The organism is Duganella hordei (genome assembly GCF_040369125.1).
Classification (GTDB): domain Bacteria; phylum Pseudomonadota; class Gammaproteobacteria; order Burkholderiales; family Burkholderiaceae_D; genus Rugamonas; species Rugamonas hordei.
This window is the reverse complement of sequence record NZ_BPWI01000003.1, coordinates 175,258-201,384: the sequence shown is the minus strand read 5'-3', so window position 1 is coordinate 201,384 and position 26,127 is coordinate 175,258. Positions and strand designations below refer to the sequence as shown.

The 26,127-nt window shown below is 64.7% G+C and carries 23 protein-coding genes; 17 read left to right on the top strand and 6 right to left on the bottom strand.

The window, feature by feature from the left end; genetic code table 11:
- Window positions 1-152 precede the first annotated feature (152 nt).
- Window positions 153-1,889 carry a proline--tRNA ligase gene (locus ABWW33_RS09005; protein WP_353400949.1) on the top strand — a complete coding sequence of 579 codons (1,737 nt, stop codon included), beginning with the start codon at window positions 153-155 and terminating at the stop codon, window positions 1,887-1,889.
- 11 nt (window positions 1,890-1,900) lie between these two features.
- On the top strand, window positions 1,901-2,488 hold the full coding sequence (locus ABWW33_RS09000) for a lytic transglycosylase domain-containing protein (protein ID WP_353401416.1): 588 nt from the start codon (window positions 1,901-1,903) through the stop codon (window positions 2,486-2,488).
- Between the two features lie 156 nt (window positions 2,489-2,644).
- Here ABWW33_RS09000 and ABWW33_RS08995 read toward each other — a convergent pair whose 3' ends face one another.
- The gene (locus ABWW33_RS08995) at window positions 2,645-3,034 is read right to left on the bottom strand and encodes an SWIB/MDM2 domain-containing protein (protein WP_176652450.1); all 390 of its coding nucleotides are present in this window, start codon (window positions 3,032-3,034) and stop codon (window positions 2,645-2,647) included.
- A 180-nt stretch (window positions 3,035-3,214) separates the two neighbouring features.
- A complete protein-coding gene (ffh, locus tag ABWW33_RS08990) occupies window positions 3,215-4,582 on the bottom strand; it encodes a signal recognition particle protein (RefSeq protein ID WP_176652451.1) in 1,368 nt (455 codons plus the stop codon).
- Between the two features lie 91 nt (window positions 4,583-4,673).
- Between ffh and ABWW33_RS08985 the strand changes: the two genes are divergently transcribed.
- From ABWW33_RS08985 to ABWW33_RS08930, 12 genes are all read left to right on the top strand, one after another.
- Window positions 4,674-5,417, top strand: coding sequence for a substrate-binding periplasmic protein (locus tag ABWW33_RS08985; protein WP_353400946.1), 744 nt, complete (start codon window positions 4,674-4,676; stop codon window positions 5,415-5,417).
- Between the two features lie 65 nt (window positions 5,418-5,482).
- Complete coding sequence (locus ABWW33_RS08980) at window positions 5,483-6,457, top strand: ABC transporter substrate-binding protein (protein WP_353400944.1); 975 nt, start codon at window positions 5,483-5,485, stop codon at window positions 6,455-6,457.
- A complete protein-coding gene (locus tag ABWW33_RS08975; protein WP_176652455.1) occupies window positions 6,457-7,290 on the top strand; it encodes an ABC transporter permease in 834 nt (277 codons plus the stop codon). The genes ABWW33_RS08980 and ABWW33_RS08975 overlap by 1 nt, the downstream gene beginning before the upstream one ends.
- A 1-nt stretch (window position 7,291) precedes the next feature.
- Window positions 7,292-8,089, top strand: a complete 798-nt coding sequence (locus tag ABWW33_RS08970; protein ID WP_176652456.1) for an ABC transporter ATP-binding protein — start codon at window positions 7,292-7,294, stop codon at window positions 8,087-8,089.
- A gap of 22 nt (window positions 8,090-8,111) precedes the next feature.
- Window positions 8,112-8,918 carry a cytochrome C assembly family protein gene (locus tag ABWW33_RS08965; protein WP_353400941.1) on the top strand — a complete coding sequence of 269 codons (807 nt, stop codon included), beginning with the start codon at window positions 8,112-8,114 and terminating at the stop codon, window positions 8,916-8,918.
- A complete protein-coding gene (locus tag ABWW33_RS08960; protein ID WP_353400939.1) occupies window positions 8,915-9,205 on the top strand; it encodes a PP0621 family protein in 291 nt (96 codons plus the stop codon). The genes ABWW33_RS08965 and ABWW33_RS08960 overlap by 4 nt, the downstream gene beginning before the upstream one ends.
- 9 nt (window positions 9,206-9,214) lie before the next feature.
- Window positions 9,215-10,933, top strand: coding sequence for a sensor histidine kinase (locus tag ABWW33_RS08955; protein ID WP_176652459.1), 1,719 nt, complete (start codon window positions 9,215-9,217; stop codon window positions 10,931-10,933).
- On the top strand, window positions 10,930-12,456 hold the full coding sequence (locus ABWW33_RS08950; RefSeq protein ID WP_353400937.1) for a sigma-54-dependent transcriptional regulator: 1,527 nt from the start codon (window positions 10,930-10,932) through the stop codon (window positions 12,454-12,456). The genes ABWW33_RS08955 and ABWW33_RS08950 overlap by 4 nt, the downstream gene beginning before the upstream one ends.
- Window positions 12,453-13,079, top strand: a complete 627-nt coding sequence (gene ampD / locus ABWW33_RS08945; protein ID WP_353400935.1) for a 1,6-anhydro-N-acetylmuramyl-L-alanine amidase AmpD — start codon at window positions 12,453-12,455, stop codon at window positions 13,077-13,079. The genes ABWW33_RS08950 and ampD overlap by 4 nt, the downstream gene beginning before the upstream one ends.
- A gap of 243 nt (window positions 13,080-13,322) precedes the next feature.
- Entirely contained in the window at window positions 13,323-16,277 is a 2,955-nt protein-coding gene (locus ABWW33_RS08940) for a ribonucleoside-diphosphate reductase subunit alpha (protein ID WP_353400933.1), read from the top strand.
- A gap of 89 nt (window positions 16,278-16,366) precedes the next feature.
- Window positions 16,367-17,482, top strand: a complete 1,116-nt coding sequence (locus ABWW33_RS08935; RefSeq protein ID WP_353400931.1) for a ribonucleotide-diphosphate reductase subunit beta — start codon at window positions 16,367-16,369, stop codon at window positions 17,480-17,482.
- 126 nt (window positions 17,483-17,608) lie between these two features.
- On the top strand, window positions 17,609-18,667 hold the full coding sequence (locus tag ABWW33_RS08930; protein WP_353400929.1) for a PDDEXK nuclease domain-containing protein: 1,059 nt from the start codon (window positions 17,609-17,611) through the stop codon (window positions 18,665-18,667).
- Window positions 18,668-18,692: 25 nt separating this feature from the next.
- Here the strand turns inward: ABWW33_RS08930 and ABWW33_RS08925 are convergent, their stop codons facing one another.
- Together ABWW33_RS08925 and ABWW33_RS08920 are read right to left on the bottom strand one after the other, a co-directional pair.
- Window positions 18,693-19,190 carry a CPBP family glutamic-type intramembrane protease gene (locus ABWW33_RS08925; protein ID WP_176652464.1) on the bottom strand — a complete coding sequence of 166 codons (498 nt, stop codon included), beginning with the start codon at window positions 19,188-19,190 and terminating at the stop codon, window positions 18,693-18,695.
- Between the two features lie 76 nt (window positions 19,191-19,266).
- Complete coding sequence (locus ABWW33_RS08920) at window positions 19,267-20,769, bottom strand: FAD-dependent monooxygenase (RefSeq protein WP_353400927.1); 1,503 nt, start codon at window positions 20,767-20,769, stop codon at window positions 19,267-19,269.
- Window positions 20,770-20,850: 81 nt separating this feature from the next.
- On the opposite strand from ABWW33_RS08920, the gene ABWW33_RS08915 reads away from it, so the two are divergent.
- The 3 genes from ABWW33_RS08915 (at window position 20,851) to ABWW33_RS08905 (ending at window position 23,613) form a co-directional block, all read left to right on the top strand.
- The gene (locus ABWW33_RS08915; RefSeq protein WP_353400926.1) at window positions 20,851-21,324 is read left to right on the top strand and encodes a MarR family winged helix-turn-helix transcriptional regulator; all 474 of its coding nucleotides are present in this window, start codon (window positions 20,851-20,853) and stop codon (window positions 21,322-21,324) included.
- An 845-nt stretch (window positions 21,325-22,169) separates the two neighbouring features.
- A complete protein-coding gene (locus ABWW33_RS08910; protein ID WP_353400924.1) occupies window positions 22,170-23,000 on the top strand; it encodes a hypothetical protein in 831 nt (276 codons plus the stop codon).
- A gap of 100 nt (window positions 23,001-23,100) precedes the next feature.
- Window positions 23,101-23,613, top strand: a complete 513-nt coding sequence (locus ABWW33_RS08905) for a YggT family protein (protein WP_176652868.1) — start codon at window positions 23,101-23,103, stop codon at window positions 23,611-23,613.
- A 64-nt stretch (window positions 23,614-23,677) separates the two neighbouring features.
- Here the strand turns inward: ABWW33_RS08905 and ABWW33_RS08900 are convergent, their stop codons facing one another.
- Together ABWW33_RS08900 and ABWW33_RS08895 are read right to left on the bottom strand one after the other, a co-directional pair.
- Complete coding sequence (locus tag ABWW33_RS08900; RefSeq protein WP_176652468.1) at window positions 23,678-24,616, bottom strand: carbohydrate kinase family protein; 939 nt, start codon at window positions 24,614-24,616, stop codon at window positions 23,678-23,680.
- Between the two features lie 9 nt (window positions 24,617-24,625).
- Window positions 24,626-26,119 (bottom strand): DUF3426 domain-containing protein, encoded by a 1,494-nt coding sequence (locus ABWW33_RS08895; RefSeq protein ID WP_353400922.1) that lies wholly within the window; start codon window positions 26,117-26,119, stop codon window positions 24,626-24,628.
- Window positions 26,120-26,127: the final 8 nt, after the last annotated feature.

Sequence of the window (26,127 nt, the reverse complement as noted above, 5' to 3'; positions counted from 1 at the left end):
ACAAAACCGCGCCACGGCTGGGTTTTCGGGGTACGAAAACGGCCATGGAGCTATCAATTGAACGCATTTGTATAAAGTATGGACGCATCAGCCAGCTAATCCTTTAAAATTAGGTTGATTATAACTCTCTCTTTTTAAAAAGAATTCACCGTATGCGCGCCTCACGATTTTTTATTTCCACGCTTAAAGAAGCGCCTTCCGACGCCGAGATCGTCAGCCACCAGTTGATGATGCGCGCCGGCATGATCAAACGCCTGGGTTCGGGCATTTACACCTACATGCCGATGGGCTTGCGCATCATCCGCAAGGTCGAGGCGATCGTGCGCGAAGAGATGAACCAGGCCGCCGCCATAGAGCTGCTGATGCCGCTGATCCAGCCGGCCGAGCTGTGGCAGGAAACCGGCCGCTGGGACAAGATGGGCGCCGAGCTGCTGCGCATCAAGGACCGCCACGGCCGCGAGTTCGCTTTCCAGCCGACCGCCGAGGAAGTGATCACCGATGTTGTTCGCTCGGAAATTAAATCCTACCGTCAGCTTCCGTTGAATTTTTACCACATTCAGACCAAATTCCGCGACGAACGCCGTCCGCGCTTCGGTTTGATGCGCGGCCGCGAGTTCACCATGAAGGACGCCTACTCGTTCGACCGCGACCTGGCTGGCATGCAGGCCTCGTACCAGATCATGTATGACGCCTATACCCGCATCTTCAACCGCTTCGGCCTGAAGTTCCGCGCGGTGGCGGCCGACAACGGCGCCATCGGCGGCACCGGCTCGCATGAATTCCACGTCATCGCCAGCACCGGCGAGGACGCCATCGTCTACTGCCCGAGCTCGGACTACGCCGCCAATATGGAGGCGGCCGAGGCGCTGCCGCTGGCCGCCACCCGTCCGGCCGCCGCGCAGGCATTGACCAAGACCGCCACGCCGGACGCCACCAAGTGCGAAGCGGTGGCCGAACTGCTCAAGCTGGACCTGGCGCAGACGGTGAAAACCATCGCGCTGACGGTGGAGACCGAAAAAGACGGCAAAACAGCTAAACAGTATTTCATGTTGCTGCTGCGCGGCGACCACGAGCTCAACGAAGTCAAGGTCGGCAAGGTGCCCGGCCTGGCGGCGCACCGCTTCTCGACCGAAGCCGAGATCCTCGAGGTGTACGGCTGCGTGCCTGGCTACCTGGGTCCGATCGGTACCAAGGCCCCGGTCACCATCGTGGCCGACCGCACGGTCGCCAACATGGCCGACTTCGTCTGCGGCGCCAACGACGCCGGCTACCACTACACCGGCGCCAACTGGGGCCGTGATACCGCCGAGCCTGCCATCGTGGCCGACCTGCGCAACGTCGTCGCCGGCGACGCCTCGCCGGACGGCAAGGGCGTGCTGGCGATCGAGCGCGGCATCGAAGTGGGCCATGTGTTCCAGCTGGGCACGGCGTACTCGGAGTCGATGAAGGCCACCTTTCTCGACGAAAACGGCAAGCCCGCGCCGCTGCAGATGGGCTGCTACGGCATCGGCATCACCCGCATCCTGGGCGCCGCGATCGAGCAGAACTTCGACGACAAGGGCATCATCTGGCCGACCTCGCTGGCGCCGTTCGAACTGGTGCTGTGCCCGATGGGCATGGACCGCAGCGAGGCGGTCAAGGAAGCGACCGAGCAACTGTACGCCGACGCGCTGGCGGCCGGCATCGACGTCATCGTCGACGACCGCGGCCTGCGTCCGGGCCAGATGTTCGCCGACTGGGAGCTGATCGGCGTGCCGCACCGCGTGGTGATCGGCGACCGCGGCCTGAAGGAAGGCAACCTGGAATACCAGGGCCGCCGCGACGCCGAAGCGACCGCCGTGCCGGTGGCCGACATCGTCAGCTTCGTCAAAGGCAAAATGGCGGCGTGAACGTGAAGCGCATGCTGGCCGGGATCGCGGTGGCGCTGGCAGCGGCCGCCGCCGGCATCGCCCACGCCGGCAACCAGAAGGAAGAAGCGCTGGCCGATTCGGTTCGGCTGGCGCTGTCGAACGCGATCAAGGATGCGACGCCGCCGCAGCCGACCTTCCGCACCGAGGCCGAGCGCCTGCGCTACCAGGGCTGGCTGGCGCAGATGTCGTCGCGCCTGAAGCGCAAGCTGCCCGACGAGCAGACCCGCAGCGAATTCCTCTCCACCGTGTGGTACGAAGCGCGCCGCGCCGGGCTCGATCCGGGCATGGTGCTGGGCCTGATCCAGGTGGAGTCGGCCTACCGCAAGTACGCGGTGTCGATGGTGGGCGCGCGCGGCTACATGCAGGTGATGCCGTTCTGGACCAACATCATCGGCGACCGCAACCGCAGCGCGCTGTTCAACATGCAGACCAACCTGCGCTACGGCTGCGCCATCCTGCGCATGTACCTCGACATGGAGGCCGGCAACCTGTATCTGGCGCTGGGCCGCTACAACGGCAGCCGCGGCAAGCCCGACTACCCGAACGCCGTGCTCTCGGCCTGGAACAACTGGAAATAAATCCGGGGTCAGATCCGACATTTGGACACGAACTCTGCCGTAGCGGAAGCTACGGCAGAGTTCGTGTCCAAATGTCGGATCTGACCCCGGATTAAAAAATGCCTCAAGCGCGTGAGCGATTGAGGCATCCCGGCGCGGCTGTACTGGCCGCTGCGCTTATTTCAGGTGGTCGGAAATGAGCTTGGTCATTTCGAACATGGACACTTGGGCTTTGCCGCCGAATACAGCTTTCAGCTTGTCGTCGGCGTTGATCATGCGGCGGTTGGCCGGATCTTGCAGGTCGAGCTTCTTGATGTAATCCCAGACTTTCTTGGTCACTTCGGTGCGCGGCAGCGGGGTGGCGCCGACCACGGCGGCCAGCGTTGCCGACGGCGTCATCGCTTTCATGAAGGCGGCGTTCGGTTTGCGCGCTGCGGCCGGAGCTGCCGCTTTTTTCACTGCTGGTTTGGCTGCTGCTTTTGCTGGTGCTGCTTTTTTCGCGGCTGCTGGTTTCGCGGCTGCGGCCTTCTTAGCTGGTGCTGCTGGGGTTTTTTTGGCTGTTGCCATCTTCGAGCCTCCTTAACGAACACATGGAAAATTGCGCAATTGATCGCACCGGCTAATATTGGTGGTGATTTAAGGCTTATGCAAGTGTTTTTCGCGTTTTTTCCCGGAAACACCACGTAAACACGGGGTTTCCCGGGCTAGCGCACCTTCACAGGGCGTAAACCGGGGCTTTTCCCCGTCTTAGCGCATGCCCGGCATCATGCCCTTCATCGAGCGCATCATCTTCATCATGCCGCCGCCGGAGAGCTTTTTCATCATCGTCTGCATCTGCTCGAACTGGGTCAGCATGCGGTTCACTTCCTGCACCTGGACGCCGGCGCCGGCCGCGATGCGGCGCTTGCGGGTGGCCTTGATCAGCTCCGGCTTGGCCCGTTCCTGCGGCGTCATCGAGTCGATGATGCCGACCATGCGCCGCACCTGCTTGTCGGCCTGGTCCATGTTGGCGCCGCCGGCGGCCTGCTGGAACTGGGCCGGCAGCTTGTCGACCAGGCTGGCCATGCCGCCCATTTTCTTCATCTGGCCCAGCTGCGCCTTGAAGTCGTTCATGTCGAACTTGCCGCCCGACTTGACCTTGGCGGCCAGCTCGGCCGCGGCCTTGCTGTCGACGCCCTTGCGCGCCTCTTCCACCAGCGCCATGATGTCGCCCATGCCCAGCACGCGGCTGGCCATGCGCGCCGGGTCGAACGCTTCCAGCCCGTCGAGCTTTTCCGACACGCCGGCAAACTTGATCGGCTTGCCGGTGACGTGGCGCACCGACAGCGCGGCGCCGCCGCGCGAATCGCCGTCCAGCTTGGTGAGCACGATGCCGGTCAGCGGCAGCGCGTCGTTGAAGGCCTTGGCGGTGTTGATGGCGTCCTGGCCCAGCATGGCGTCGACCACGAACAGCGTTTCGATCGGCTTCACGGCGGCGTGGACGGCGGCGATTTCCTGCATCATCGCTTCGTCGATGCCGAGGCGGCCGGCGGTGTCGATGATCAGCACGTCGTGGTAGTGCTTCCTGGCCCAGTCCAGCGCGGCCAGCGCGATGTCGACCGGCTTGTCCTGCGCGGTGGACGGGAAGAAGTCGGCGCCGACCTGGGCGGTCACCGATTGCAGCTGGGCGATCGCGGCCGGACGGTAGACGTCGGCCGACACGGTCAGCACCTTCTTCTTCTTTTCTTCCTTCAGGTACTTGGCCAGCTTGCCGACGGTGGTGGTCTTGCCCACACCCTGCAGACCGGCCATCAGGATGATCGCCGGCGGCTGCTGGGCAAAGCTCAACTGCGACGCTTCCGGCCCGAGGTCGGCCCCCATCAGCGCGGCCAGCTCGCGCTGCACCACGCCGACCAGCGCCTGGCCCGGCGTCAGCGACGAGATCACTTCCTCGCCCAGGGCCTTGTCCTTGACCTTGGCGATGAATTCGCGCACGGCCGGCAGGGCGACGTCGGCCTCGAGCAGCGCCAGCCGCACTTCGCGCAGCATCTCGGCGGTGTTGGCTTCGGTCAGGCGGGCCTCGCCGCGCATGGTTTTAACGACCTTGGCAAGGCGTTGGGTAAGATTGTCTAGCATGATGGACCCGGAATGAACAGTGGCCGCCATTTTACCCCATCGGGGCGGCGGCCGGCGTGGCGGCGGGCGGCAAGCCTGCTATCATCGCCGGATGAACCCAGCAAGCAGATTATTCCGGCCGGCGGCGCTGGCCCTGGCGTCGGCGATCGCCGCGCGGGCCGGCGCCGCCACCGTCAGCATGGCCTTCGGCGACAACCTGCCGCCTTATATATTAGTGCGCGAGGATGCCGGCATCGAAGTCGAGATCGTGCGCGAGGCGCTGGCCTGGCGCGGCCACGCGCTGCAGGCGCGCTATTTGCCGATGGGGCGCATCCCGCCCAGCTTCAAGGCGCGCCAGGTCGACGCCATCATGATGGACGTCGGCGAGGACATGACGCCGCACGGCGGCTACTACGGCGCGCCGCCGGTGGTGTACGACAATGTGTTTTATACGCTCAAGAGCCGCAGGCTGGTGATCCGCAAGCCGCAGGACCTGGTCGGCCGCAGCGTGATGTCGTTTGTCGGCGCGGCCAACCGCTATCCGGTGTGGCTGGCCGGGCTGTCGCGCAACGACTACGTCGAGAACAACCACCAGGAAGTGCAGCCGCAGTTGCTGGCGCTGGGCCGCTACGAGGTGGTGCTGAGCGACCGCAGCGTGTTCCGCTACTACGCCCGCAGCAAGCCCGGCTTCGTGATGCCGGCGGTGGACGAGCACAGCGTCATCCAGGCCGATCCGAACGACTACCGTCCCGTGTTCCGCGACGCCGCCATCCGCGACGACTTCAACGCCGGCCTGGCGCACCTGCATAAGAGCGGCCGCTATCGTGCGATCTATGATAAATACCTGAAGGATTAAGAGCGCAAAATTGTTGACAATTGGTATGATGTGCTGAGAAAACTATTCTTTGGGAGATAGACTGTATGAAACTGCACGCATGGTTCAAGACTCTGGCAATCACCGCGATCGTCGCAGCGGGTTCGGCCCAGGCCCAGGAGGTGGTACGCCTGGGTAACCTGAAGTTCGCCCACTACGGCGCCGTCTCGTACATCAAGGAGATCGCGCCCAAGTGCGGCATCAAGGTCGAGGAGCGGGTGTTCGCCAAGGGGCTGGACGTCATGCAGGGCATCATCGCCGGCGAGCTCGACGTCGGCACCACGGCGTCGGAGGCGGCCATCTCCGGCCGCGCCAGCGGCGCGCCCATCTTTGTCGTGGCCGGCTTCGCCAAGGGCGGCGCGCGGCTGGTCGGACGCGCCGATCTCAAGCTCAAGACGCTTGCCGACCTGAAGGGCAAGAAGGTCGGCGTCACCCGCGGCGGCATCCAGGAAGTGCTGCTGCTGGCCGAGCTGCAGCAGGCCGGCCTGAGCTTTGCCGACCAGCCGGGCAAGGACGTGCAGCTGATCTACCTGGCGTACGCCGACCTGAACCAGGCCATGCTGGGCAAGAACATCGACGCCATGATGAATTCCGAGCCGCAGTCGTCGCAGGCGATCAACAAGGGCTACGGCACCGAGATCCTGAAGCCGTACAACACCCCGATCGGCGAGCCGATCCGCACCATGGTGATGACCGAGAAGTTCTACAAGGAGCGCCGTCCGCTGGCCGAGAAGTTCATGCGCTGCTTCGTCGAGGCCACCAAGACCTTCATCGACAATCCGGCCGTGGCCGAGAAATACGTGCGCGAGACGGTGTTCAAGGGCCAGATCACCAAGGACGACTTCGACGACGCGATCGGCAATTCGCCGTATTCCTACGACATCACGCCTGAACACATCCAGATCACCACCGACGTCATGTTCAAGACCGGCGTCGGCCGCATGGCCAAGCCGCCCGCCGCCAAGGAGTGGGTCAAGACCGACCTGCTGGACGCGGCCAAGAAAAGCCTGGGCGTGAAGTAATGGCCGGCGCCTCGGCTGGTTCGCGCTGGAGGGAGGCCGGCGTCGGCCTGATCGTGCCGGCGCTGGTGATCGCCGTCTGGCAGGTCGTGGCCGTGATGGGCTGGGCCAACCCGCAGATGTTGCCGTCGCCGCTGGCGGTGCTGGAACGCTGGATCGCCTATTTGCTGCCGATCCAGCCGTACGACGCGGCCCAGGGCAGCTGGCTGGCGTGGGCCGTGTCGGGCGAGCTGATCGTCGATTCGCTCGGCAGCCTGTACCGCGTGGTGGTCGGCTTCGCCATCGGCGCCGCGCTGGCGCTGCCGCTGGGCTTGCTGATGGGCGCGCGGCCGCGCGTCTACGCCTGGTTCAATCCGCTGATGCAGCTGCTGCGGCCGATCCCGCCGATCGCCTACATCCCGCTGTCCATCCTGTGGTTCGGGCTGGGCAACGCGCCGGCCATCTTCCTGATCGTGCTGGGCGCCTTCTTCCCGGTGCTGATGAACACCATCGCCGGCGTGCGCCAGGTCGACGGCATCTACCTGCGCGCCGCGCGCAACCTGGGCGCGACCGGCGGCACGCTGTTCGTGCGGGTGATCCTGCCGGCCGCCGTACCATATATATTGTCCGGCGTGCGCATTGGCATCGGCACCGCCTTCATCGTCGTCATCGTGTCCGAGATGATCGCCGTCAACAACGGCCTGGGCTTCCGCATCCTCGAGGCGCGCGAGTACTTCTGGTCGGACAAGATCATGGCCGGCATGATCACCATCGGCCTGATCGGCCTGGCCATCGACACCGGCGTCAACAAGCTGAACAACTACCTGTTGCGTTGGCACCGTGGTTTGGAGAACTGACATGAGCGCAGCCCACATCGTCATCTCGCAGGTCAGCAAGGTGTTCCAGACCGCCGAGCGCGAACTGGTCGCGCTCAAGGACATCGACCTCGACATCCCGCAGGGCCAGTTCGTCTGCCTGCTGGGGCCTTCGGGCTGCGGCAAGTCGACCCTGCTCAACGCGGTGGCCGGCTTCGCGCTGCCGTCGTCGGGCAGCATCACCGCCGACGGCCAGCTGGTGACCGGCCCCGGCCCCGAACGCGGCATGGTGTTCCAGGAATATGCGCTGTTCCCGTGGATGACGGTGGCCGACAACGTCGCCTTCGGCCTGGAGATCAAGGGCATGCCGAAGGCGCAGATCAGCGCCGTGGTCGACAAGCTGCTGGCCATGCTGTCGCTGACCGACTTCCGCAACCGCTACCCGAAAGACTTGTCCGGCGGCATGCGCCAGCGCGTCGCCATCGCCCGCGTGCTGGCGCTCGATTCGCCCATCATGCTGATGGACGAGCCGTTCGGCGCGCTTGACGCGCTGACGCGCCGCAACCTGCAGGACGAGCTGCTGCGCATCTGGGCCGAGCTGAAGAAGACCATCATCTTCGTCACCCACAGCATCGAGGAGGCGATCTACCTGGCCGACCGCATCGTCGTCATGACCTACCGTCCCGGCACCGTCAAGCGCGACCTGATGGTGGACCTGCCGCGCCTGCGCGACCCGGCGGCCGCCGAGTTCAACGCGCTGAAACGCGAACTGGGCCAGCTGGTGATGGAGGAACAGCAGCGCCATCACCACGACGAGCTGCGCATGGCAGCCGTCGACTGAGCGATGGTGTAAACTGCGGCACATGCAGACCTATTTATTCCTCGCAGCCGTCGCGCTGTATCTCTTCTGCGCCGCGCTGCCGTCGCGCCGCGGCGGGCTGATTTCCGCCGTGACGGCCGCCGCCTGGCTGCTGCACGGCGCCGGCCTGTGGTCCGAGGTGGCCGGCGGCGCCGGCACCATCCGCATCGGCTTCGCCGCCATGTTGTCGTCGGCGCTGTGGGTGTCGGTGGCCGCCTACTGGATCGAAAACCGGAACTTCAGCCTGGACGGCCTGCGCCGCCTGGTGATGCCGAACGCCGCGCTGGCGGCCGCGCTGCAGGCCGGCTTTCCCGGCAACGTGATTCCGCTGGAAGGCAAGTCGCCGCTGTTCGGCTGGCATATCGCCATCGCCACGCTGGCCTACAGCACCTTGACCATCGCCGCCTTCCACGCGGTGCTGATGTCGCTGCAGGAAAAACGCCTGCACGCCGGCACCGACCGCAAGACCTTCTTGTCCGGCGCGCTGGACCAGCTGCCGGCGCTGCTGACGATGGAGAAGCTGTTGTTCCGCATGATAGGCTTCGGCTTTGCGCTGTTGAGCCTGACCGTGTTGTCGGGTATCGTGTTCTCCGAACAGCTGTTCGGCCAGGCGCTCAAGTGGGACCACAAATCGGTGTTTACGCTGATGTCGTGGCTGCTGTTTGCCGCGCTGCTGGCGGGGCGCCGCTTGCGCGGCTGGCGCGGCAAGACCGCGCTCAGCTTCACGCTGGCCGGCTTCGCCACTTTGCTGCTGGCCTACGTCGGCAGCCGTTTTGTGTTTGAAGTGGTTTTGCATAAGGGTTGGGCATGAGCCGTATTATCTTTTGGCTGGCATTGGCGTTCCTGGTGATCTTCGCCGTGCGCAGCAAGATCCGCCAGGCGCAGAAGCGCCACGAACAGCAGTTCCGCCAGCCGCCGGCTGCCGGCCCGCAGCCGCCGCCGCAGCCGGGCCGTCCGGCCCGCGCCGCCCAGGCGGCCGACGCGGAAACCATGCTGCAATGCGCGCACTGCGGCATTTTCTATCCCGCTTCCGAGACCGTGCAGGCGCGCGGGCGCGACTACTGCAGCGCGGCCCATGCCACGCTGCCGGCCGCCTAGGCCTCTGGCGTGATCGCGCGCCTGCAAGCGCTGTCGGCGTTGTCGGCCGAGTCGCGCGCGACCTTCTGGCGCTCGCTGCAGACGCTGGGCGCCACCCGCGTGGTGATCGCGCTGGTGCTGCTGGTCTACCTGAGCTTTGACAGCCACGGCCTGCGCGCCTCCGGTCCCTATCTGTACCTGCAGATCTGCCTGGTGTACCTGGGCCTGTCGGTGTTCTTCGCGCTGAGCGCCGTCTACTGGCAGCGCCGCTTCCTGCTGCAGCTGCTGTCGCAGATCGCCTGCGACCTGACCGTCATTTCGCTGCTGTACATCGCCGGCGGCGGCGCGCGCAGCGGGCTGGCCATCCTGTATTTGTTCCCGCTGGCCGGCTCGGCCATCCTGGCGCCGCTGCTGCTGTCGCTGTTCTGCGCGGCGCTGGTGGCGCTGTTCCTGCTGGCCGAGAGCATCTGGCAAATCTTCATGATGGAGGGCGACCACGCGATCCTGCAGGCGGGCCTGTACGGCGCCGCCTTCTTCGCCACCGTGCTGGTGGTCAACCGCATGGCCGCCAGGCTGATCGGCCAGGAGGAGCTGGCCAACCGGCGCGGCGTCGAGATCAACGTGCAGCAGGCGGTCAACCGGCTGGTGATGGCCAACATCGGCGACGGCATCCTGGTGGTCGACCCGGACGGCCAGGTGTTGGCCGGCAATCCGGCGGCGGCGCAGATGCTGGGCATGGGCGGGCCCGAGCTGCGCTTCCGCCTGTCGGCCGCCGCCGCGCTGGCGCCGCTGGCCCAGGCCTATGCCGAATGGCGCGCCGACGCCGCGCGCAGCACCGCCTTCGTCACCATCAAGCCCTACACCGAGGCCGCGCTGCAGGACGTCACCGCCGCCTGGAGCGCGCGGCGCGACCTGTCGGCCCACCTGAAGGTGCGCTTCGCGGCGGCCGACACGGCCGGCATGGACACCGAGCGCAGCGTGATCTTCCTGCAGGACGTGACCGGCATCGAAAACCAGGCGCAGCAGCTCAAGCTGGCGTCGATGGGGCGGCTGACCGCCAGCATCGCGCACGAGGTGCGCAATCCGCTGTCGGCCATCGGCCACGCGACGTCGCTGCTGGGCGAGGACCTCGACAGCGCCGTCCACCTGCGACTGCTGAAGATCGTCGGCGACAACGTGGCGCGGGTCAACCGCATGGTGGAGGACATCCTGCAGCTGTCGCGCAAGGTGCAGCCGCACAGCGAGCCGCTGGCGCTGGACGTGTTCCTGGCCGAGCTGAAGACGGAGTTCGTCGAGACCCACGGCCTGCCGCCGGATATCGTCGCCGTGTCGGTGCCGGCCGGCACGCTGGTGCGCTTCGACGCGCTGCATCTGCGCGAGGTGGTGCTCAACCTGCTCAACAACGCGGTGCGCTACGCCAGCGGCGGCCCGCGCTCGATCCGCGTGGACCTGGTCAGCGACCGGGCGCGCCGGATGGCGCTGATGGAGCTGCACGTGCAGGACGACGGCCCCGGCATCTCGCCCGAAGTGCGGGCCCACCTGTTCGAGCCGTTTTACACCACCTCCAGCAAGGGCACGGGACTGGGGCTGTATCTGGCGCGCGAATTGTGTTTGAATAACGAGGCCAGGCTGGATTATGAATACCGTTTCGACGCCAACGACAGTCCGGATGGCGCTCCCCGCTCCAGCGGCCGATTTGTGATCACCTTCGCCCATCCGGCGCAGAAGCAAGGAAAGGCTGTTCCATGAGTGCTAGAGGTTCCCAACGCGCCCCGCGCGTGCTGGTCGTCGACGATGAGGCGGACCTGCGCGAACTGCTGGAACTGACGCTGCTGAAAATGGGGCTGGACGTCGACAGCGCCGAAACGCTGGCGCAGGCGCGCGCGCTGCTGGCCACGCCGGAGCGCGAATACCAGCTGGTGCTGACCGACATGCGCCTGCCCGACGGCCTGGGGCTGGAGCTGGTGCGCGAGGTCAGCGCCGCCTACAAGAACACGCCGATCGCGGTGGTGACGGCCTTCGGCAGCGCTGACAACGCGGTGGTCGCGCTCAAGGCCGGCGCGTTCGACTACATCTCCAAGCCGGTGGCGCTGGACCAGCTGCGGGTGATGGTGCAATCGGCGCTGCGCCTGAGCGCCGGGCCGGCCGCGGCCGACGGTGAGGCGCCGGCCGCCGAGCCGGCGGGCGGCCGGCTGAAGGGCGATTCGGCCGTGATCCAGGCGCTGCGGGCGCAGATCGCCCGGCTGGCGCGCTCGATGGCGCCGATCGCCATCAACGGCGAATCGGGCAGCGGCAAGGAGCTGGCGGCGCGCGAGATCCATGCGCAAAGTTCGCGCGCGGGCAAGCCCTTCATCGCCGTCAACTGCGGCGCGATTCCGGAGGCGCTGATGGAGGCCGAGTTCTTCGGCTACCGCAAGGGCGCCTTCACCGGCGCGGCCGACGAGCGCGACGGCTTCTTCCAGGCGGCCAACGGCGGCACCCTGATGCTCGACGAGGTGGCCGACCTGCCGCTGGCGATGCAGGTCAAGCTGCTGCGGGCGATCCAGGAGCGGCGCGTGCGCAAGATCGGCGCCACGTCAGAGGAGCCGGTCGACGTGCGCATCATCAGCGCGACCCACAAGAACCTGGCGCAGTGCGTGGAGCAGGGCAGCTTCCGCCAGGACCTGTTCTATCGCCTGAACGTGATTGAACTGAGCCTGCCGCCGCTGCGCGAACGGCTCGACGACCTGCGCGTGCTGACCGCCGCCATCCTGGAGCGGCTGGGCACTTTCGAGCACAAGGTGCACCTGGGGCCGGGCGTGCTGGACGCGCTGCGCGGCTATTCCTTCCCCGGCAATGTGCGCGAGCTGGAAAACATCCTGGAGCGGGCGCTGGCCTTCGCCAACGACGGCGTGATCGAGGTGGCCGACCTGGCGCTCAAGGGCGCGCGCATGGTGGAGGCGGTGGTGCCGCTGCCGTCGCCGCTGTATCCTTCGCCGGACTTCGCCGCCAGCGAAGCGGCGGCGCTCGGCCTGCCGCCGACGCCGGCGCCCGAGGGCGGGGCCGCCGGTGATGGCGCCCCGGCCGCCCCGGCCCCGCCGCCGCTGCCGCACCTGGACGCGCTGCCCAGCAGCCTGCCCGACTACCTGAACCAGATCGAGCGCGACATCATCCTGCGCGCGCTGGCGCAGACGCAGTTCAACCGCACCCAGGCCGCCCATCTGCTGGGCATCAGCTTCCGCCAGCTGCGCTACCAGATGCAGAAGCTGAACATCCAGGAGCCGGAGGCGTGAGCGTTTTATCGCCGCCCGCCGCGCCGCTGCCGCCGGTCGGCGCCGACGGCTGGTGGCCCGCCGCCCGCCGCTACGACAGCCCGCACCGCGACGCCCGCCCCGACCCGGACGACATCACGCTGCTGGTGATCCACAACATCTCGCTGCCGGCCGGCCGCTACGGCGGCCCGCACGTGTCCGACCTGTTCAGCGGACGGATCGACTATAATGCCGACCCCTCGTTCGCCGACCTGCGCGGGCTGAAAGTGTCGAGCCACTTCCTCATCCGCCGCGACGGCCGCGTGCTGCAGTACGTCGCCGCCGGCGAGCGGGCCTGGCACGCGGGCCGCTCGGCGTTCCGCGGACGGGAGCGGTGCAACGATTTTTCGATCGGCGTCGAGCTCGAAGGCACCGACGACACGCCGTTCGAGGCGGCCCAGTACCGGGCGCTGGCCGGGTTGACGGCGGCGCTGCAAACGCGCTACCCGCTGGCCGAGGTGCGGGGCCACGAACACATCGCGCCGGGCCGCAAAACCGATCCGGGGCCGATGTTCGACTGGGAATACTATCAAAAGCTGCTTAGGAAAGAGGCAATGTTAGTAGGCGCTAGCGCTGAACTTGGCTTCCCCATTGGGCTTCTTTAATGTCAAGAGCAAAATTGCTGGAAATATCAAAATTTCTCACTTGCCGTGCTACGGTGTGACCACTACAATCAGTGGATAGGTTCTGATCAATCACTAGATCTAGTAGTTATTCTCGTATTGCCGAGACACTGAATCTTGTGGGGATGACAAGCCTGCCGGGCCGGTTACACACCCTTTTATGGCATTTTTTTACACAACATACGTCGCGCAGCACTGACTGCACGCTGTTATCGGGGAGCTTAAATGCAATCTACTCAAGACATCACCATCAATCCAGCGCTGGTACCAGCAGCCGCTGCGAGTACCGCCAGCAGCCCGATCACGGCCGCCAGCGACCTCGGTGACTACCGCATCATCCGCCGTAACGGCGCGGTCGTCGCGTTTGAACCGTCGAAAATCGCGATTGCCGTGACCAAGGCCTTCCTGGCCGTCAACGGCGGCCAGGGTGCCGCCTCGGCCCGCATCCGCGAATTGGTAGAACAGCTGACCTCCAGCGTGGTCACCGCGCTGGTGCGCCGCCAGCCATCGGGCGGCACCTTCCACATCGAAGACGTGCAGGACCAGGTCGAGCTGGCGCTGATGCGCTCCGGCGAGCACGACGTCGCCCGCGCCTACGTGCTGTACCGCGCCAAGCACATGGAAGAGCGCCGCGCCGCCAAGGAGGCGCAAGGCGCCGCCGCCGCGATCGACGCGCCGCAGATCCACGTGGTGGAAAACGGCGAGCGCAAGCTGCTCGACATGAACCGCGTCTCGAGCCTGATCAACGCCGCCTGCATCGGCCTGGAAAAACACGTCGACGCCGACGCCATCCTGGCCGAGACGGTCAAGAACCTGTACGACGGCGTGCCGGTCGAAGAGCTGCACAAGTCCGCCATCCTGGCCGCCCGCGCGCTGATGGAAAAAGACCCGGCCTACTCGCAGGTGACGGCCCGCATCCTGCTGCACACGATCCGCAAGGAAGTCTTCGGCAAGGAAGTCGCGCAGGGCGCGGCCGCGGCCGAATACGTGACCTACTTCCCGCAATACATCGCCAAGGGCATCAAGGAAGAACTGCTGGACGCCAAGCTGGCCGAGTTCGACCTGGCCCGCCTGGCCAAGGCGCTGGTCGCCGACCGCGACCTGCAGTTCGGCTACATCGGCCTGCAAACCCTGTACGACCGCTACTTCCTGCACGTGCGCGACATCCGCATCGAAATGCCGCAGGCCTTCTACATGCGCGTGGCCATGGGCCTGGCGCTGAACGAATCGGACCGCGAAGCGCGCGCCATCGAGTTCTACAACCTGCTGTCGACCTTCGACTTCATGTCGTCGACGCCGACCCTGTTCAACTCCGGCACCCTGCGCTCGCAGCTGTCGTCGTGCTACCTGACCACCGTGTCGGACGACCTCGAAGGCATCTACGACGCGATCAAGGAAAACGCGCTGCTGGCCAAGTTCGCCGGCGGCCTGGGCAACGACTGGACCCCGGTGCGCGCGCTGGGCGCCCACATCAAGGGCACCAACGGCAAATCGCAGGGCGTGGTGCCGTTCCTCAAGGTGGTCAACGACACCGCCGTCGCGGTCAACCAGGGCGGCAAGCGCAAGGGCGCGGTGTGCGCCTACCTGGAAACCTGGCACATGGACATCGAGGAATTCCTCGACCTGCGCAAGAACACCGGCGACGACCGCCGCCGCACCCACGACATGAACACCGCCAACTGGATCCCGGACATGTTCATGAAGCGCGTGATGGAAAAAGGCGAGTGGACGCTGTTCTCGCCGTCCGACTGCCCGGACCTGCACGACCTGGTCGGCAAGGCCTTCGAGAAAGCCTACCTGGGCTACGAAGCCAAGGCCGCCGCCGGCGAAATCCGCGTGTTCAAGAAGATCGCCGCGCTGGACCTGTGGCGCAAGATGCTGTCGATGCTGTTTGAAACCGGCCACCCATGGATCACCTTCAAGGACCCATGCAACATCCGCTCGCCGCAGTCGCACGTGGGCATGGTCCACAGCTCGAACCTGTGCACCGAGATCACGCTCAACACCGGCCCTGACGAAATCGCCGTCTGCAACCTGGGCTCGGTCAACATGCCGGCCCACATGAAGGAAGGCAAGCTCGATCACGTCAAGCTGCAGAAGACCATCCGCACCGCGATGCGCATGCTCGACAACGTCATCGACATCAACTACTACGCCGTCGACAAGGCCCGCAACGCCAACATGCGCCACCGTCCGGTCGGCCTGGGCGTGATGGGCTTCCAGGACTGCCTGCACATGATGCGCGTGCCGTTCTCGTCGGACGCCGCCGTGTCGTTTGCCGACACCTCGATGGAAGCGGTGTGCTACTACGCCTACCTGGCCTCGACCGAGCTGGCCGAGGAACGCGGCCACTATCAGTCGTACAAGGGCTCGCTGTGGGACCGTGGCATCCTGCCGCAGGACTCGATCAAGCTGCTGGCCGACGAACGCGGCGGCTACCTGGAGCAGGATACCTCGGCCGCCATGGACTGGACCCCGGTGCGCAACCGCATCAAGCAGTTCGGCATGCGCAACTCGAACTGCGTGGCGATCGCTCCGACCGCGACCATTTCGAACATCATCGGCGTGTCGGCCTGCATCGAGCCGACCTTCCAGAACCTGTACGTGAAGTCCAACCTGTCGGGCGAGTTCACCGAGATCAACGCCTACCTGGTGCGCGACCTGAAGGCGCGCGACCTGTGGGACGAGGTGATGATCTCCGACCTGAAGTACTTCGACGGCTCGCTGGCCAAGATCGACCGCATCCCGCAAGACCTGCGTGACATTTATGCAACCGCGTTCGAAGTCTCGCCGACCTGGCTGGTGGAAGCTGCCTCGCGCCGCCAGAAGTGGATCGACCAGGCGCAGTCGCTGAACATCTACATGGCCGGCGCCTCGGGCAAGAAGCTGGACGAGACCTACAAGCTGGCCTGGCTGCGCGGCTTGAAGACCACCTACTACCTGCGCACCATCGCCGCCACCCACATGGAGAAGTCGACCACCAAGACCGGCGCGCTGAACGCGGTGTCCGTGGACGGCGGCATGTCGGCCAGCGCCATGGCGGCGGCAGGTCCTGCCGCGGCGGCCATGGCCGGCTCGGCGGCATCGGCATCGTCGGTGGCGCAAGCCGAAGCCGACGGCGCGGCCTGCTACCTGCGTCCGGGCGACGACGGTTTCGAGGAATGCGAAGCTTGCCAATAAGCTGGCCATAAAACGTACTAATATATAGAGTGAACCGTCCCGGCCCGTCCGGGCGGTTCTTTTGACACCGAATTCAGAAGGAAACCACCATGTCGCTGTCCTGGGACGAAGAGGCCGCACCGGCCGCATCGCAAGTTGTCAATCAAGCCGCTCTGGCCGCCACCGAAGGCAGCGCCGAGCAAGTCGCGCTGCGCGTCAACGCGGACGACAAACGCATCATCAACGGCAAGACCGACGTCAACCAGCTGGTGCCGTTCAAGTACAAATGGGCCTGGGACAAATACCTGGCCGGCTGCGCCAACCACTGGATGCCGCAGGAAGTGAACATGCAGCGCGACATCGAGCTGTGGAAGAACCCGAACGGCCTGACCGAGGACGAGCGCCGCCTGGTCAAGCGCAACCTCGGCTTCTTCGTCACCGCCGACTCGCTGGCCGCCAACAACATCGTGCTGGGCACCTACCGCCACATCACCGCCCCCGAGTGCCGCCAGTACCTGCTGCGCCAGGCCTTCGAAGAGGCGATCCACACCCACGCCTACCAGTACATCGTCGAGTCGCTGGGCCTGGACGAGGCGGAGATCTTCAACGCCTACAACGAAGTCAAGTCGATCCGCGACAAGGATGAGTTCCTGATCCCGTTCATCAACACGCTGACCGACCCGGCCTTCACCACCGGCACCGTGGAAAGCGACCAGAAGCTGCTGAAGTCCCTGATCGTGTTTGCCTGCCTGATGGAAGGCCTGTTCTTCTACGTCGGCTTCACCCAGATCCTGGCGCTGGGCCGCCAGAACAAGATGATGGGCGCGGCCGAGCAGTACCAGTACATCCTGCGCGACGAGTCGATGCATTGCAACTTCGGCATCGATCTGATCAACACCATCAAGATGGAAAACCCGCTGCTGTGGACCCCGGCCTTCAAGGAAGAGATCAAGCAGCTGTTCCTGAAAGCGGTGGACCTGGAGTACGCCTACGCCGAAGACACCATGCCGCGCGGCGTGCTGGGCCTGAACGCGACCATGTTCAAGGGCTACCTGCGCTTCATCGCCAACCGCCGCGCCACGCAGATCGGCCTGGAGACGCTGTTCGAACAGGAAGAGAACCCGTTCCCATGGATGAGCGAGATGATCGACCTGAAGAAGGAACGCAACTTCTTCGAGACCCGCGTCATCGAATACCAGACCGGCGGCGCGCTGAACTGGGATTAAGCTTGTAAGTTATAGAGCGTCAAACAAAAAGCCTCGCACTGCGAGGCTTTTTGCTATTGCAGGTCAATATCCTGCGCGGGAATACGAGTAAGAGTGAGCTCAGGTTTCGTAACCAGGGAGAACTTAATGAGTAAGTCCGATCCGACGCCAACAAATGACCTGGAAAATAGCCTGGAGTCTCTGCACGCAGAATTACGCGCTCTCATCGCTTCCAGCCGGCAGCGTTTGTCTTCCACCGTTAACGCTGAGCTAAGTCGACTATATTGGACAGTAGGGCGCCGCCTATCCACCGACCTGCTGTCGGGAGAACGTGCGCGCTACGGCGCCCAACTTATGCAAGGTCTGGGAGAAAAACTGGCGAGGGAATTTGGTCGAGGTTTTGAGGTCAAAAACCTGCGCCGCATGGTGCAATTTGTACAAGCTTTTCCCGATGTGGAAATTGTCGCATCGCTGATGCGACAATTGAGCTGGACACATTTCTTGCAACTGTTGCCGGTGAAGGTGGAAGCTGCCCGCTGGTACTACGCGCAGCAATGTGTCGTGGAGTGCTGGAGCGTGCGCGAACTGCGACGGCAGATTGAACGCAAAGGCTTTGAGCGCAGCGAACTCGCCGATACACCCATGCCGCCAGTATCCGGCGAGGTTATATCTTCCGCTATCTTTAAAGATCCGTACTTTCTGGACTTCCTGGGGCTAAGCCAGGGCTACGACGAGGCCGATTTGGAAGCTGCGATTCTTCTGCAGCTGCAAGCTTTTATCTTGGAACTGGGACGCGGGTTCGCTTTTGTGGAGAGAAAAAAGCGCATGGTCATAGATGGCGAGGATTTTCATCTCGATCTGCTATTTTTTCATCGCCGTCTGCGCCGCTTAGTCGCCATTGAATTAAAACTTGGACGTTTCAAGGCGTCGCACAAAGGGCAGATGGAACTGTACCTTAGATGGCTGGACAAGCATGAGCGCCAGTCTGGCGAAGAAGCACCCATCGGTTTGATCTTGTGCGCCGAATCCTGTCGCGAGCAAATAGAATTGTTACAAACGCATAAAGACGGCATCGCCGTAGCCGAGTATTGGACTGAGTTGCCACCAAAAGCAGAATTGGAGCGCAAGCTGCATACCGCACTTGTTGAAGCGAGGGAGCGTTTGGCGCGACGGGAAGTTTTGGTGGGAGGTGAAAAGTCGAATTGAGGCTCTCAATGACTGAGGTGCTCTTTCAAGATTCCGCGATCATCAAAAGGCAGGACGGCAGGTTGTGCAGCGCGTGGATGATCATAACGATCAGGAAGGCGCGTCCCTTGCCCTGGTCCAGCAGGCTGACATAAGCCAGCCCCAGAAAAACGCCGCATGGAATGCCGGCCGCCAGGAGCGTCGACAGGCCGGCGCCGGCGTGCAGCAGCGCGAACGGAATCGACGCGGCGAGAAATGAATAGCCGTCGCCGGCGCGGAAGAAGCGACGCACAATCCCGACCGGCAGCATCTGCAGGAACAAGGTCTCCGTAAGTGGTGCAAAGATCAGGCCGACGAACAGCAGCTCGCCGGGGCCGAACTTGTCCATGTCGGTACGTCCGGGCAGCGACAACAGGTCGCAGATCGCGCCTATCGCGAACGATGCGATCAGGCTGGCGGCGACAAACGCCAGGATGAAGATGAGTGGACCGCGTTGGGCGTAGAAGCGTTGACTGCGCAGTACCGCCTGATGGATGGTCTTCAATTTGTCGCTAGCTTCCCGGTGGACTTGGCGGCGATTGTCGCATGGCCGTCAATCCACTGTCGAGCAGGGAGCTTCCTTACCCCAGCCACTTTATATAGTTGGCCAGCGCCGCGCCGTGCTCGTCGCCGGTCAGCACGCCGACGTACCCGTCCGGCCGGATCAGCGCGATGTCGCCAGGCTGGAAACCGTAGGCATCGCGCAGATAGCCGCCGTCGTCGCGCAGCTCGCCGCGGACGCCGACGTCGACGATGCGCAGGCCGGGGCGCGCGGCGATCGCCGACGGCCCGCTCGCTTCATAGCGCAGCAGCAACCAGCCGCCGCCACCCGATAGCGTAAACAAACGCACGGACTGTCCCGCCGCGCCGCAGCATGGCGCATCCGGCGCGCGGTCGCCGGCGCGCAGCACGGCGCTGTTCGACGCGTCGTGCGCCCGCTCGTCGAGCGTCAGCGCGGACAGTGGATAGCCCAGGTCCAGCTGCTGCGTCTCCCGGCCGCGCCGCAGGTCGCCGCGCAAACGCGCCGCGTCCAGCAGCTTGCTGGCCAGTCCCAGCATGCCGGCGGCCACCTCGCGCCGCTCCGCCTCATAAGTGTCGAGCAGCGCATCCGGCGCGCCGCCGAGCACCGCCGCCAGCTTCCATCCCAGGTTCCAGGCATCCTGCACGCTGGTGTTCAATCCCTGGCCGCCGGTCGGCGGATGCACGTGCGCGGCGTCGCCGGCGATGAACACGCGGCCGACCCGGTAGCGTTCGGCCAGGCGGGAGCTCATCGCATAGTCCGAGCGCCAGTGCACGGCATGCACCACGATGTCCGCACGCCCGGTGCGCGCGGCGATGGCGGCGGCGATGCCGGCGTCCGACAAATCGAATTCGCCTTCGAGCGGGATCGGCATCTGCAACTGAAACAGCGGCGTGCCGCGCAGCGGGCACAAACTGATCTGCTGCGCGCCGCCGCCGTTCCAGCGGTGCCAGACATCGTCCTCCAATCCGCTCAGCGACAGGTCGGCCACCACCGCGCGGGCGTTCATCGACTCGCCGGGAAAGTCTATGCCCAGCGCCTTGCGCACGAAGCTGCGGCCGCCGTCGGCGCCGATCAGGTAGCGTGCCCGCACCGTCACGTCGCCGTCCGGCGTCGCCACCCGGGCGCTGACGCCAGCTTGCTCATCCTGCTCGAAGTCGGCCAGCGCATGACCGTAGCGCGGCGCGTGGCCCAGTTCCATCAGCCGCTCGCGCAGTATCCCTTCGGTCAGATGCTGCGGCAGCATCAGCGGTTCGCCGTACGGTTCGGCGGCGCTTGGCGCCGCCGCCTCCACCGACGCCACGTCGTCGTAGCCGCCGTCGGCGCGGTACTTGCGCTGCGCCGGATAGCGCCCGCCGGCCGCCACCATGCGGTCGGCCACGCCCATCGCCTCGAAGATTTCCAGGGTGCGCGGCTGTATGCCCTTGCCGCGCGAACCGCCGAACGGCGTCGTCGTTTTATCGATCAGCAGGAAGTCGACATGGCGCCGCGCCAGCTCGATGGCCAGCGTCAGGCCGGCGGCGCCGGCGCCGCAAATGAGAACGCCGGTGTGGATGGTTTGCATGATGAACTCCTGTATATGTGTATTTTGCACATATTATTCCGGCTCGAAAATCGTGTCAAGAACTATGTGTATAATGCACATATGAATAAAGATATCCGCGATATGCATGACGCGCTGCTCGACATCATCGGCTTCATGAGCCGTCCCGAGCCCGACGTCGCACTGATGGCCGACATGTCGATGCCGCTCGAGCGCGCGCTGCTGCCGCTGCTGGTGCGCATCGACCGGCGCGGTCCGATCGGCGTGGTGGAGCTGGCCGACCTGGTCGGCCGCGACTACACCACGGTGAGCCGGCAAGTGGCGCGACTCGACGAACTGGGTCTGGTGGTGCGCCGCTCCGGCGCCCGCGACAAGCGCGTGCGCGAAGCCGAGGTGACGGAGCTGGGCCGCGAGATGGCGGACGCCATCGACCGTATGCGCGAGCAGCTGGTCGGCGAACTGATGGCCGATTGGACCAACGCCGAGCGTCGCGATCTGGCGCGTTTGATGAAGCGCTTCGCCAACGACATGAACGAATGGGTGCTGCGCCGACGCGGCGAAGACGCCGACGAGTAAGGCGCACCGCTGTATTCTGCTTGCCATTCGTCGCACTCTGTCTCATAATCGCGACGAAATAAAAAACAGTGAGCAGAGACGGCGCGCACGCGATGCGCAAGCGCTCTCGAATTCGGAAGCGGGCGGTGCGGATTTTTCGTCGGCGATGCCGGCATCGCAGAAGCCCAGGCGGCACAAGGCGCGCTTTGAAGCGATCCTTTTTCGCGCGGCGCGGTGAGCGCCTTTTCGAACTCGATTGAGCGCGCACATCGCGCCGCGACGACGCGAGCGAGCTGTCCGAATCGGCGCGCGTATGTGAATTGGCGAGCTTAAGTCGAAAAAAAGCGCGCGAATATCTATCGTGCTGGTTGCGCACCGACAAGGTTTTCGTGTACTTTACGAGATTGAAAATGCGTGTTTGTAAATGTGCTGGTTTTTGAAAGCGCGCGCCACGCAAAATGATCGCGATACGGGATACAGATTCACACAGATATGCACAAGACCACCACCGTTTTTGAATAGCCGTCTCGCCTGATTAGGTTCAGGCTGGGCGGTTTTTTCTTTGAAAACGAAAACCGTGATGTGGCTGCGACGTAGGTCCATGGAGCTGAGTACACGCCCGACCACCCGCAAAACGTCGCAACAAGATTTGTACCTGAGCGCCGCGCCGGCCACGGACGGCGACCAGGTCGATGGCTGCAGTGCTGCACTCGTGAGGAGGGGCAGCAGTTCAGCCGGTGCCGAATTCATTAGCGCAAACCGTAGTCCGTTTGTGCCGATGAATAATTCGCCTGGCCTAATTCCGGGCCGGACGGGTTTAAATCTTGTTATGAATTTTTCCCATCCCCGATGAAGGAGAACTAAAAATGGCAACTGCCGCAAAGAAACCAGCAGCAAAAAAGCCGGCCGCTAAAGCCGCCGCCCCAGCGAAAAAGCCGGTAGCAGCGAAAGCCGCCGCCAAGCCAGCAGCGAAAGCTGCCGCTAAACCAGCAGCGAAACCAGCCGCGAAAAAAGCCGCTGCCAAGCCAGCAGTGAAAAAAGCCGCAGCGAAACCAGCAGCCAAACCAGCTGTGAAAAAAGCAGCCGCCAAGCCAGCAGCGAAGAAAGTCGTCGCCAAGGCAGCAGCCAAGCCAGCAGCTAAAAAAGCAGCCGCCAAGCCAGCAGCGAAAAAAGTAGCCGCTAAACCAGCAGCGAAAAAAGTCGTCGCCAAAGCAGCCGCCAAGCCAGCAGCTAAAAAAGCAGCCGCCAAGCCAGCAGCGAAAAAAGCAGCCGCTAAACCAGCAGCGAAAAAAGCCGCCGCCAAACCAGCAGCCAAGCCAGCAGCTAAAAAAGCTGTCGCCAAAAAACCAGCAGTAAAAGCAGCAGCCAAACCGGCTGCAAAGGCAGCGGCTAAGCCAGCAGCAAAAAAGCCGGTTAAGGCAGCTAAGCCAGCTGCCGCCAAACCAGCCGCCAAGAAAGCAGCCGCCAAACCGGTAGCCGCCAAACCGGCCGCGCCAGCTGCAGCACCAGCAGTGGCAGCCGCCGCTCCTGCTGCCAAGCCTGCCGCGAAAAAAGCTGCGCCGAAAAAGCCGGCTGCACCGAAGAAGGAAGCTGTCGCCAAGCCAGCCGCTCCAGCTCCGGCCGCCGCGCCCGCAGCAAAAACCGTGTTGGCACCGGCCGCAGCATGGCCGTTCCCAACCAGCACGCGTCCTTCCTGAGCTGGTAAATAGCTTGGGTGCCTGCTGAGGCAACCGGCCGCTGTGTGAGACAATCACACAGCGGCTTTTTTATTGGAGGGACCCCGTGCTTAGTATTGTCATGTTGATTGTCGACGCCATCGCCACCCTGTTGGGCGGGGCCTTGCTGTTGCGCTTCTGGATGCAGGCGATCCGCGTCCGCCCGCCGTCGTCGGTGGCCCAATTCACTTTTCAATTATCGGACTGGCTGGTGCGCCCCTTGCGCCGCATCGTGCCCGGTGTGGGCGGCTATGATTGGGCCAGCCTGATCGGCGCCTTCCTGATCGTGCTGCTGGCCACCTCGGTGCTGTTCCTGGCCGGCTGGACCACCCAGGCGGTGCTGCTGGTGGCCCTGCAACGCTTCCTGCAGTGGATTTTGTACGGCTTCATGGCCTTGCTGGTGATCGAGGCGATCTTCAGCTGGGTCAATCCGCACGCGCCGCTGGCGCCGTTCGTGCGCGCGCTCAACGAACCGCTGCTGAAGCCGATCCGCCGCATGGTGCCGCTGGTCGGCAACCTGGACCTGTCGCTGCTGGTGGCGCTGATCCTGCTGCAGATCGCCCAGATCCTGCTGGGCATGCTGTTCAGCCGCTGAAACCGCGCTGGCCAAAGCAAAAGGGCAGACCGACGGTCTGCCCTTTTTTTATGCGCCGCGCCGTTTAGTAGCGGTAGCCGAAGGCGGCTTCGAACTTGTCCGCGATCTCGGCGGCCGTCAGCTTGTGGTTCTGCGCGCCCTTGCTGGCGATCTTGATCGCGCCCAGCAGGCTGGCCAGGCGGCCGGTGGTTTCCCACTTCCAGCCGTTGGTGATGCCGAACAGCAGGCCGGCGCGGTACGCGTCGCCGCAGCCGGTCGGGTCGATCGCCTCGGCCACCGGCACGGCCGGGATCTCGATGCGCTGGCCGCCGGTGTAAATCTCCGAACCATTCTCGCCGCGGGTGACGATCAGCGCTTCCAGGCGGCCGGCGATGTCCGGCACGGTCAGGCCGGTGCGGTCCATCAGCAGTTCGATTTCATAGTCGTTGGTGGTGACGTAGGTGGCCTTGTCGATAAACTCGATCAGCTCTTCGCCGTTAAACATCGGCAGCTGCTGGCCCGGATCGAAGATGAACGGGATCTGCAGCCTGGCCAGGTCGGCGGCGTGCTTCTTCATGCCTAGGTGGCCGTCCGGCGAGATGATGGCGAGGCGCGCCGGACCCGCCTTGGCGATGTCGTTCTCGTGCGCGTATGACATGGCGCCCGGGTGGAAGGCGTTGATCTGGTTGTTGTCCTCGTCGGCGGTGACGAAGCACTGCGCGTTGTACGCTTCCGGCTTGATCAGGATGTTGTCGGTGGCCAGGCCCAGCTTGCGGAAGCGTTCCATGTAGGCGGCGTTGTCCTGGCCCATGACGCCGACGATGCGCGGATCGCCGCCCAGCATCTGCAGGTTGTAGGCGATGTTCGGCGCGCAGCCGCCGAATTCGGTGCGCATGGTCGGCGCCAGGAACGAGACGTTAACCTTGTGCAGCTGGTCGGCCAGCAGGATGCTGTCGAAGCGGCCCGGGAATTGCAGGATGGTGTCGATTGCGATCGAGCCGCAAATCAGGGAGGTCTGAGTCATGATAGGTCTTTATGGATAGAAGACTGCGATGTGATAGCCGGATGCTTTCAGCTGGTTCAGCTCGAAGTACAGTTTGACAGATTGCTCGGTGTGCGGGGCGAAACCCTTGTCCAGCGCGACGTCGGCGCCGAGATAGTCGCGCGGCGTGAACACGCGGCGCAACACGGCCTTGTCGGACGCGTCGTCCAGCACCAGTTCGATGTGCGGCCAGGCTTGCGCGGTGGCGCTCTGGTTGCGCAGCAGCGTGGTGAAGGAGAACGTGGTCTCGCTCAGGGTCTGCAGCTCGCCCTGTTCGATGGTGAGGTCGTCGATCTGCGTGGGCAGTTCGATCTTGCAGCCGAGCGCGTTGCAGGCGGCCAGCAGGCCGGGCTTGAGCGGCGGCAGCGCGGCGGCGATCTGGTTGCGGAAGGTGGTCAGGCCCTGGCCGATCAGCGCGGCCACCAGCAGCACCGAGCCCAGGCTCATGGCGATGGTGGCGGCCTTGCCGAACTTCCGGCGGCGGCGGTCGCGCTTGACGAAGCCGGGCTCGTCGGCGTCGTCCTCGGCCGCCACATCGGCGTGGTCGGCGGCCTCGTCCGCGACGGCTGCGTCCTCGACGGCCGGCGCGGACAGCGTGTGCACCCGGGCGGCCTGGGCTTCGGCCAGTCCGGCCGAGGACAGCTGCACCAGGGCTTCCTCATCCACCTCGTCCAGTTCGTCGTGGCGTGGGGCGGGAGCGGCGGTTGCGGCGGCCTCGACCGGCGTCTCGTCCAGCGTCGGCTCGCGGCGGTCGGTCGCGGCCAGCATGTCGGCGAAGGCGTCGGGGGAGGGTTCTTCCTCATCCTCCGGCTCGTGCTCCGGCGCACGGTTTTCCATGACCGCCAGCTCCGCCTGCAGCGCGGCCTCCAGCTCTTCGTCGGACATGGCTTCGATGGTGAGCGCGTCTTCGAGCGGTGGCTCGGCATCGGCCGCGGCCGGCTCCGCTGCCGGTTCAGCTTCAGGCTCCGGCTCCGGCTCGACGTCCAGATCGAGGTCGAACGCTTCCTCGGCGGCGGGCGGGACGGCGGCCGGTTCGGCCGGCAGCGCGATCGCCGGCATGGCCGCGGCGGCGATCGGCTCGTCGTCGAAGCTGTCGTCGGGGTCGGGCGCCGGCTCGCTGTCGGCGACCGGTGCATCGTCGGCGCCGGCGATCTCGGCCGCGTCCATCGCGGTGTCGAGTTCCAGCGTGAAGATCGGTTCGCTGCCCAGCACTTCGGCGGCGCGGGTATCCAGCGCGGCCAGTTTTTCATCGAGCGGCGTCGGCTCGGGCAGTGGAGATGCGGGGTATTCGGGAACGGGCGCCGGCGCGGGGCTGGCCGGCGGCGGTGGGCTCAGCGGCGAGCTGGAGGGATCGAGCAGCGCCGCGTTGCCGTCAAAGACTTCATTGCAGGAGCCACAGCGCACTATGCCCCCACGTAATTTCAACTGGTCATGGGCGACCCGAAATACCGTGTTGCAGTGGGGGCATTTGGTGGCGAGTGCCATTGCCGGGC

What these genes read in the sequence shown, in the direction of transcription:
- ABWW33_RS08920 (WP_353400927.1), bottom strand. Translation starts at nt 20,769, where the DNA reads ATGCAAACCATCCACACCGGCGTTCTCATTTGCGGCGCCGGCGCCGCC.
- ABWW33_RS09005 (WP_353400949.1), top strand. Translation starts at nt 153, where the DNA reads ATGCGCGCCTCACGATTTTTTATTTCCACGCTTAAAGAAGCGCCTTCC.
- ABWW33_RS08915 (WP_353400926.1), top strand. Translation starts at nt 20,851, where the DNA reads ATGAATAAAGATATCCGCGATATGCATGACGCGCTGCTCGACATCATC.
- ABWW33_RS08930 (WP_353400929.1), top strand. Translation starts at nt 17,609, where the DNA reads ATGAGTAAGTCCGATCCGACGCCAACAAATGACCTGGAAAATAGCCTG.
- ABWW33_RS08970 (WP_176652456.1), top strand. Translation starts at nt 7,292, where the DNA reads ATGAGCGCAGCCCACATCGTCATCTCGCAGGTCAGCAAGGTGTTCCAG.
- ABWW33_RS09000 (WP_353401416.1), top strand. Translation starts at nt 1,901, where the DNA reads ATGCTGGCCGGGATCGCGGTGGCGCTGGCAGCGGCCGCCGCCGGCATC.
- ABWW33_RS08940 (WP_353400933.1), top strand. Translation starts at nt 13,323, where the DNA reads ATGCAATCTACTCAAGACATCACCATCAATCCAGCGCTGGTACCAGCA.
- ABWW33_RS08985 (WP_353400946.1), top strand. Translation starts at nt 4,674, where the DNA reads ATGAACCCAGCAAGCAGATTATTCCGGCCGGCGGCGCTGGCCCTGGCG.
- ABWW33_RS08900 (WP_176652468.1), bottom strand. Translation starts at nt 24,616, where the DNA reads ATGACTCAGACCTCCCTGATTTGCGGCTCGATCGCAATCGACACCATC.
- ABWW33_RS08935 (WP_353400931.1), top strand. Translation starts at nt 16,367, where the DNA reads ATGTCGCTGTCCTGGGACGAAGAGGCCGCACCGGCCGCATCGCAAGTT.
- ABWW33_RS08895 (WP_353400922.1), bottom strand. Translation starts at nt 26,119, where the DNA reads ATGGCACTCGCCACCAAATGCCCCCACTGCAACACGGTATTTCGGGTC.
- ffh (WP_176652451.1), bottom strand. Translation starts at nt 4,582, where the DNA reads ATGCTAGACAATCTTACCCAACGCCTTGCCAAGGTCGTTAAAACCATG.
- ABWW33_RS08995 (WP_176652450.1), bottom strand. Translation starts at nt 3,034, where the DNA reads ATGGCAACAGCCAAAAAAACCCCAGCAGCACCAGCTAAGAAGGCCGCA.
- ABWW33_RS08950 (WP_353400937.1), top strand. Translation starts at nt 10,930, where the DNA reads ATGAGTGCTAGAGGTTCCCAACGCGCCCCGCGCGTGCTGGTCGTCGAC.
- ABWW33_RS08910 (WP_353400924.1), top strand. Translation starts at nt 22,170, where the DNA reads ATGGCAACTGCCGCAAAGAAACCAGCAGCAAAAAAGCCGGCCGCTAAA.
- ABWW33_RS08960 (WP_353400939.1), top strand. Translation starts at nt 8,915, where the DNA reads ATGAGCCGTATTATCTTTTGGCTGGCATTGGCGTTCCTGGTGATCTTC.
- ABWW33_RS08905 (WP_176652868.1), top strand. Translation starts at nt 23,101, where the DNA reads ATGTTGATTGTCGACGCCATCGCCACCCTGTTGGGCGGGGCCTTGCTG.
- ABWW33_RS08980 (WP_353400944.1), top strand. Translation starts at nt 5,483, where the DNA reads ATGAAACTGCACGCATGGTTCAAGACTCTGGCAATCACCGCGATCGTC.
- ABWW33_RS08975 (WP_176652455.1), top strand. Translation starts at nt 6,457, where the DNA reads ATGGCCGGCGCCTCGGCTGGTTCGCGCTGGAGGGAGGCCGGCGTCGGC.
- ABWW33_RS08965 (WP_353400941.1), top strand. Translation starts at nt 8,112, where the DNA reads ATGCAGACCTATTTATTCCTCGCAGCCGTCGCGCTGTATCTCTTCTGC.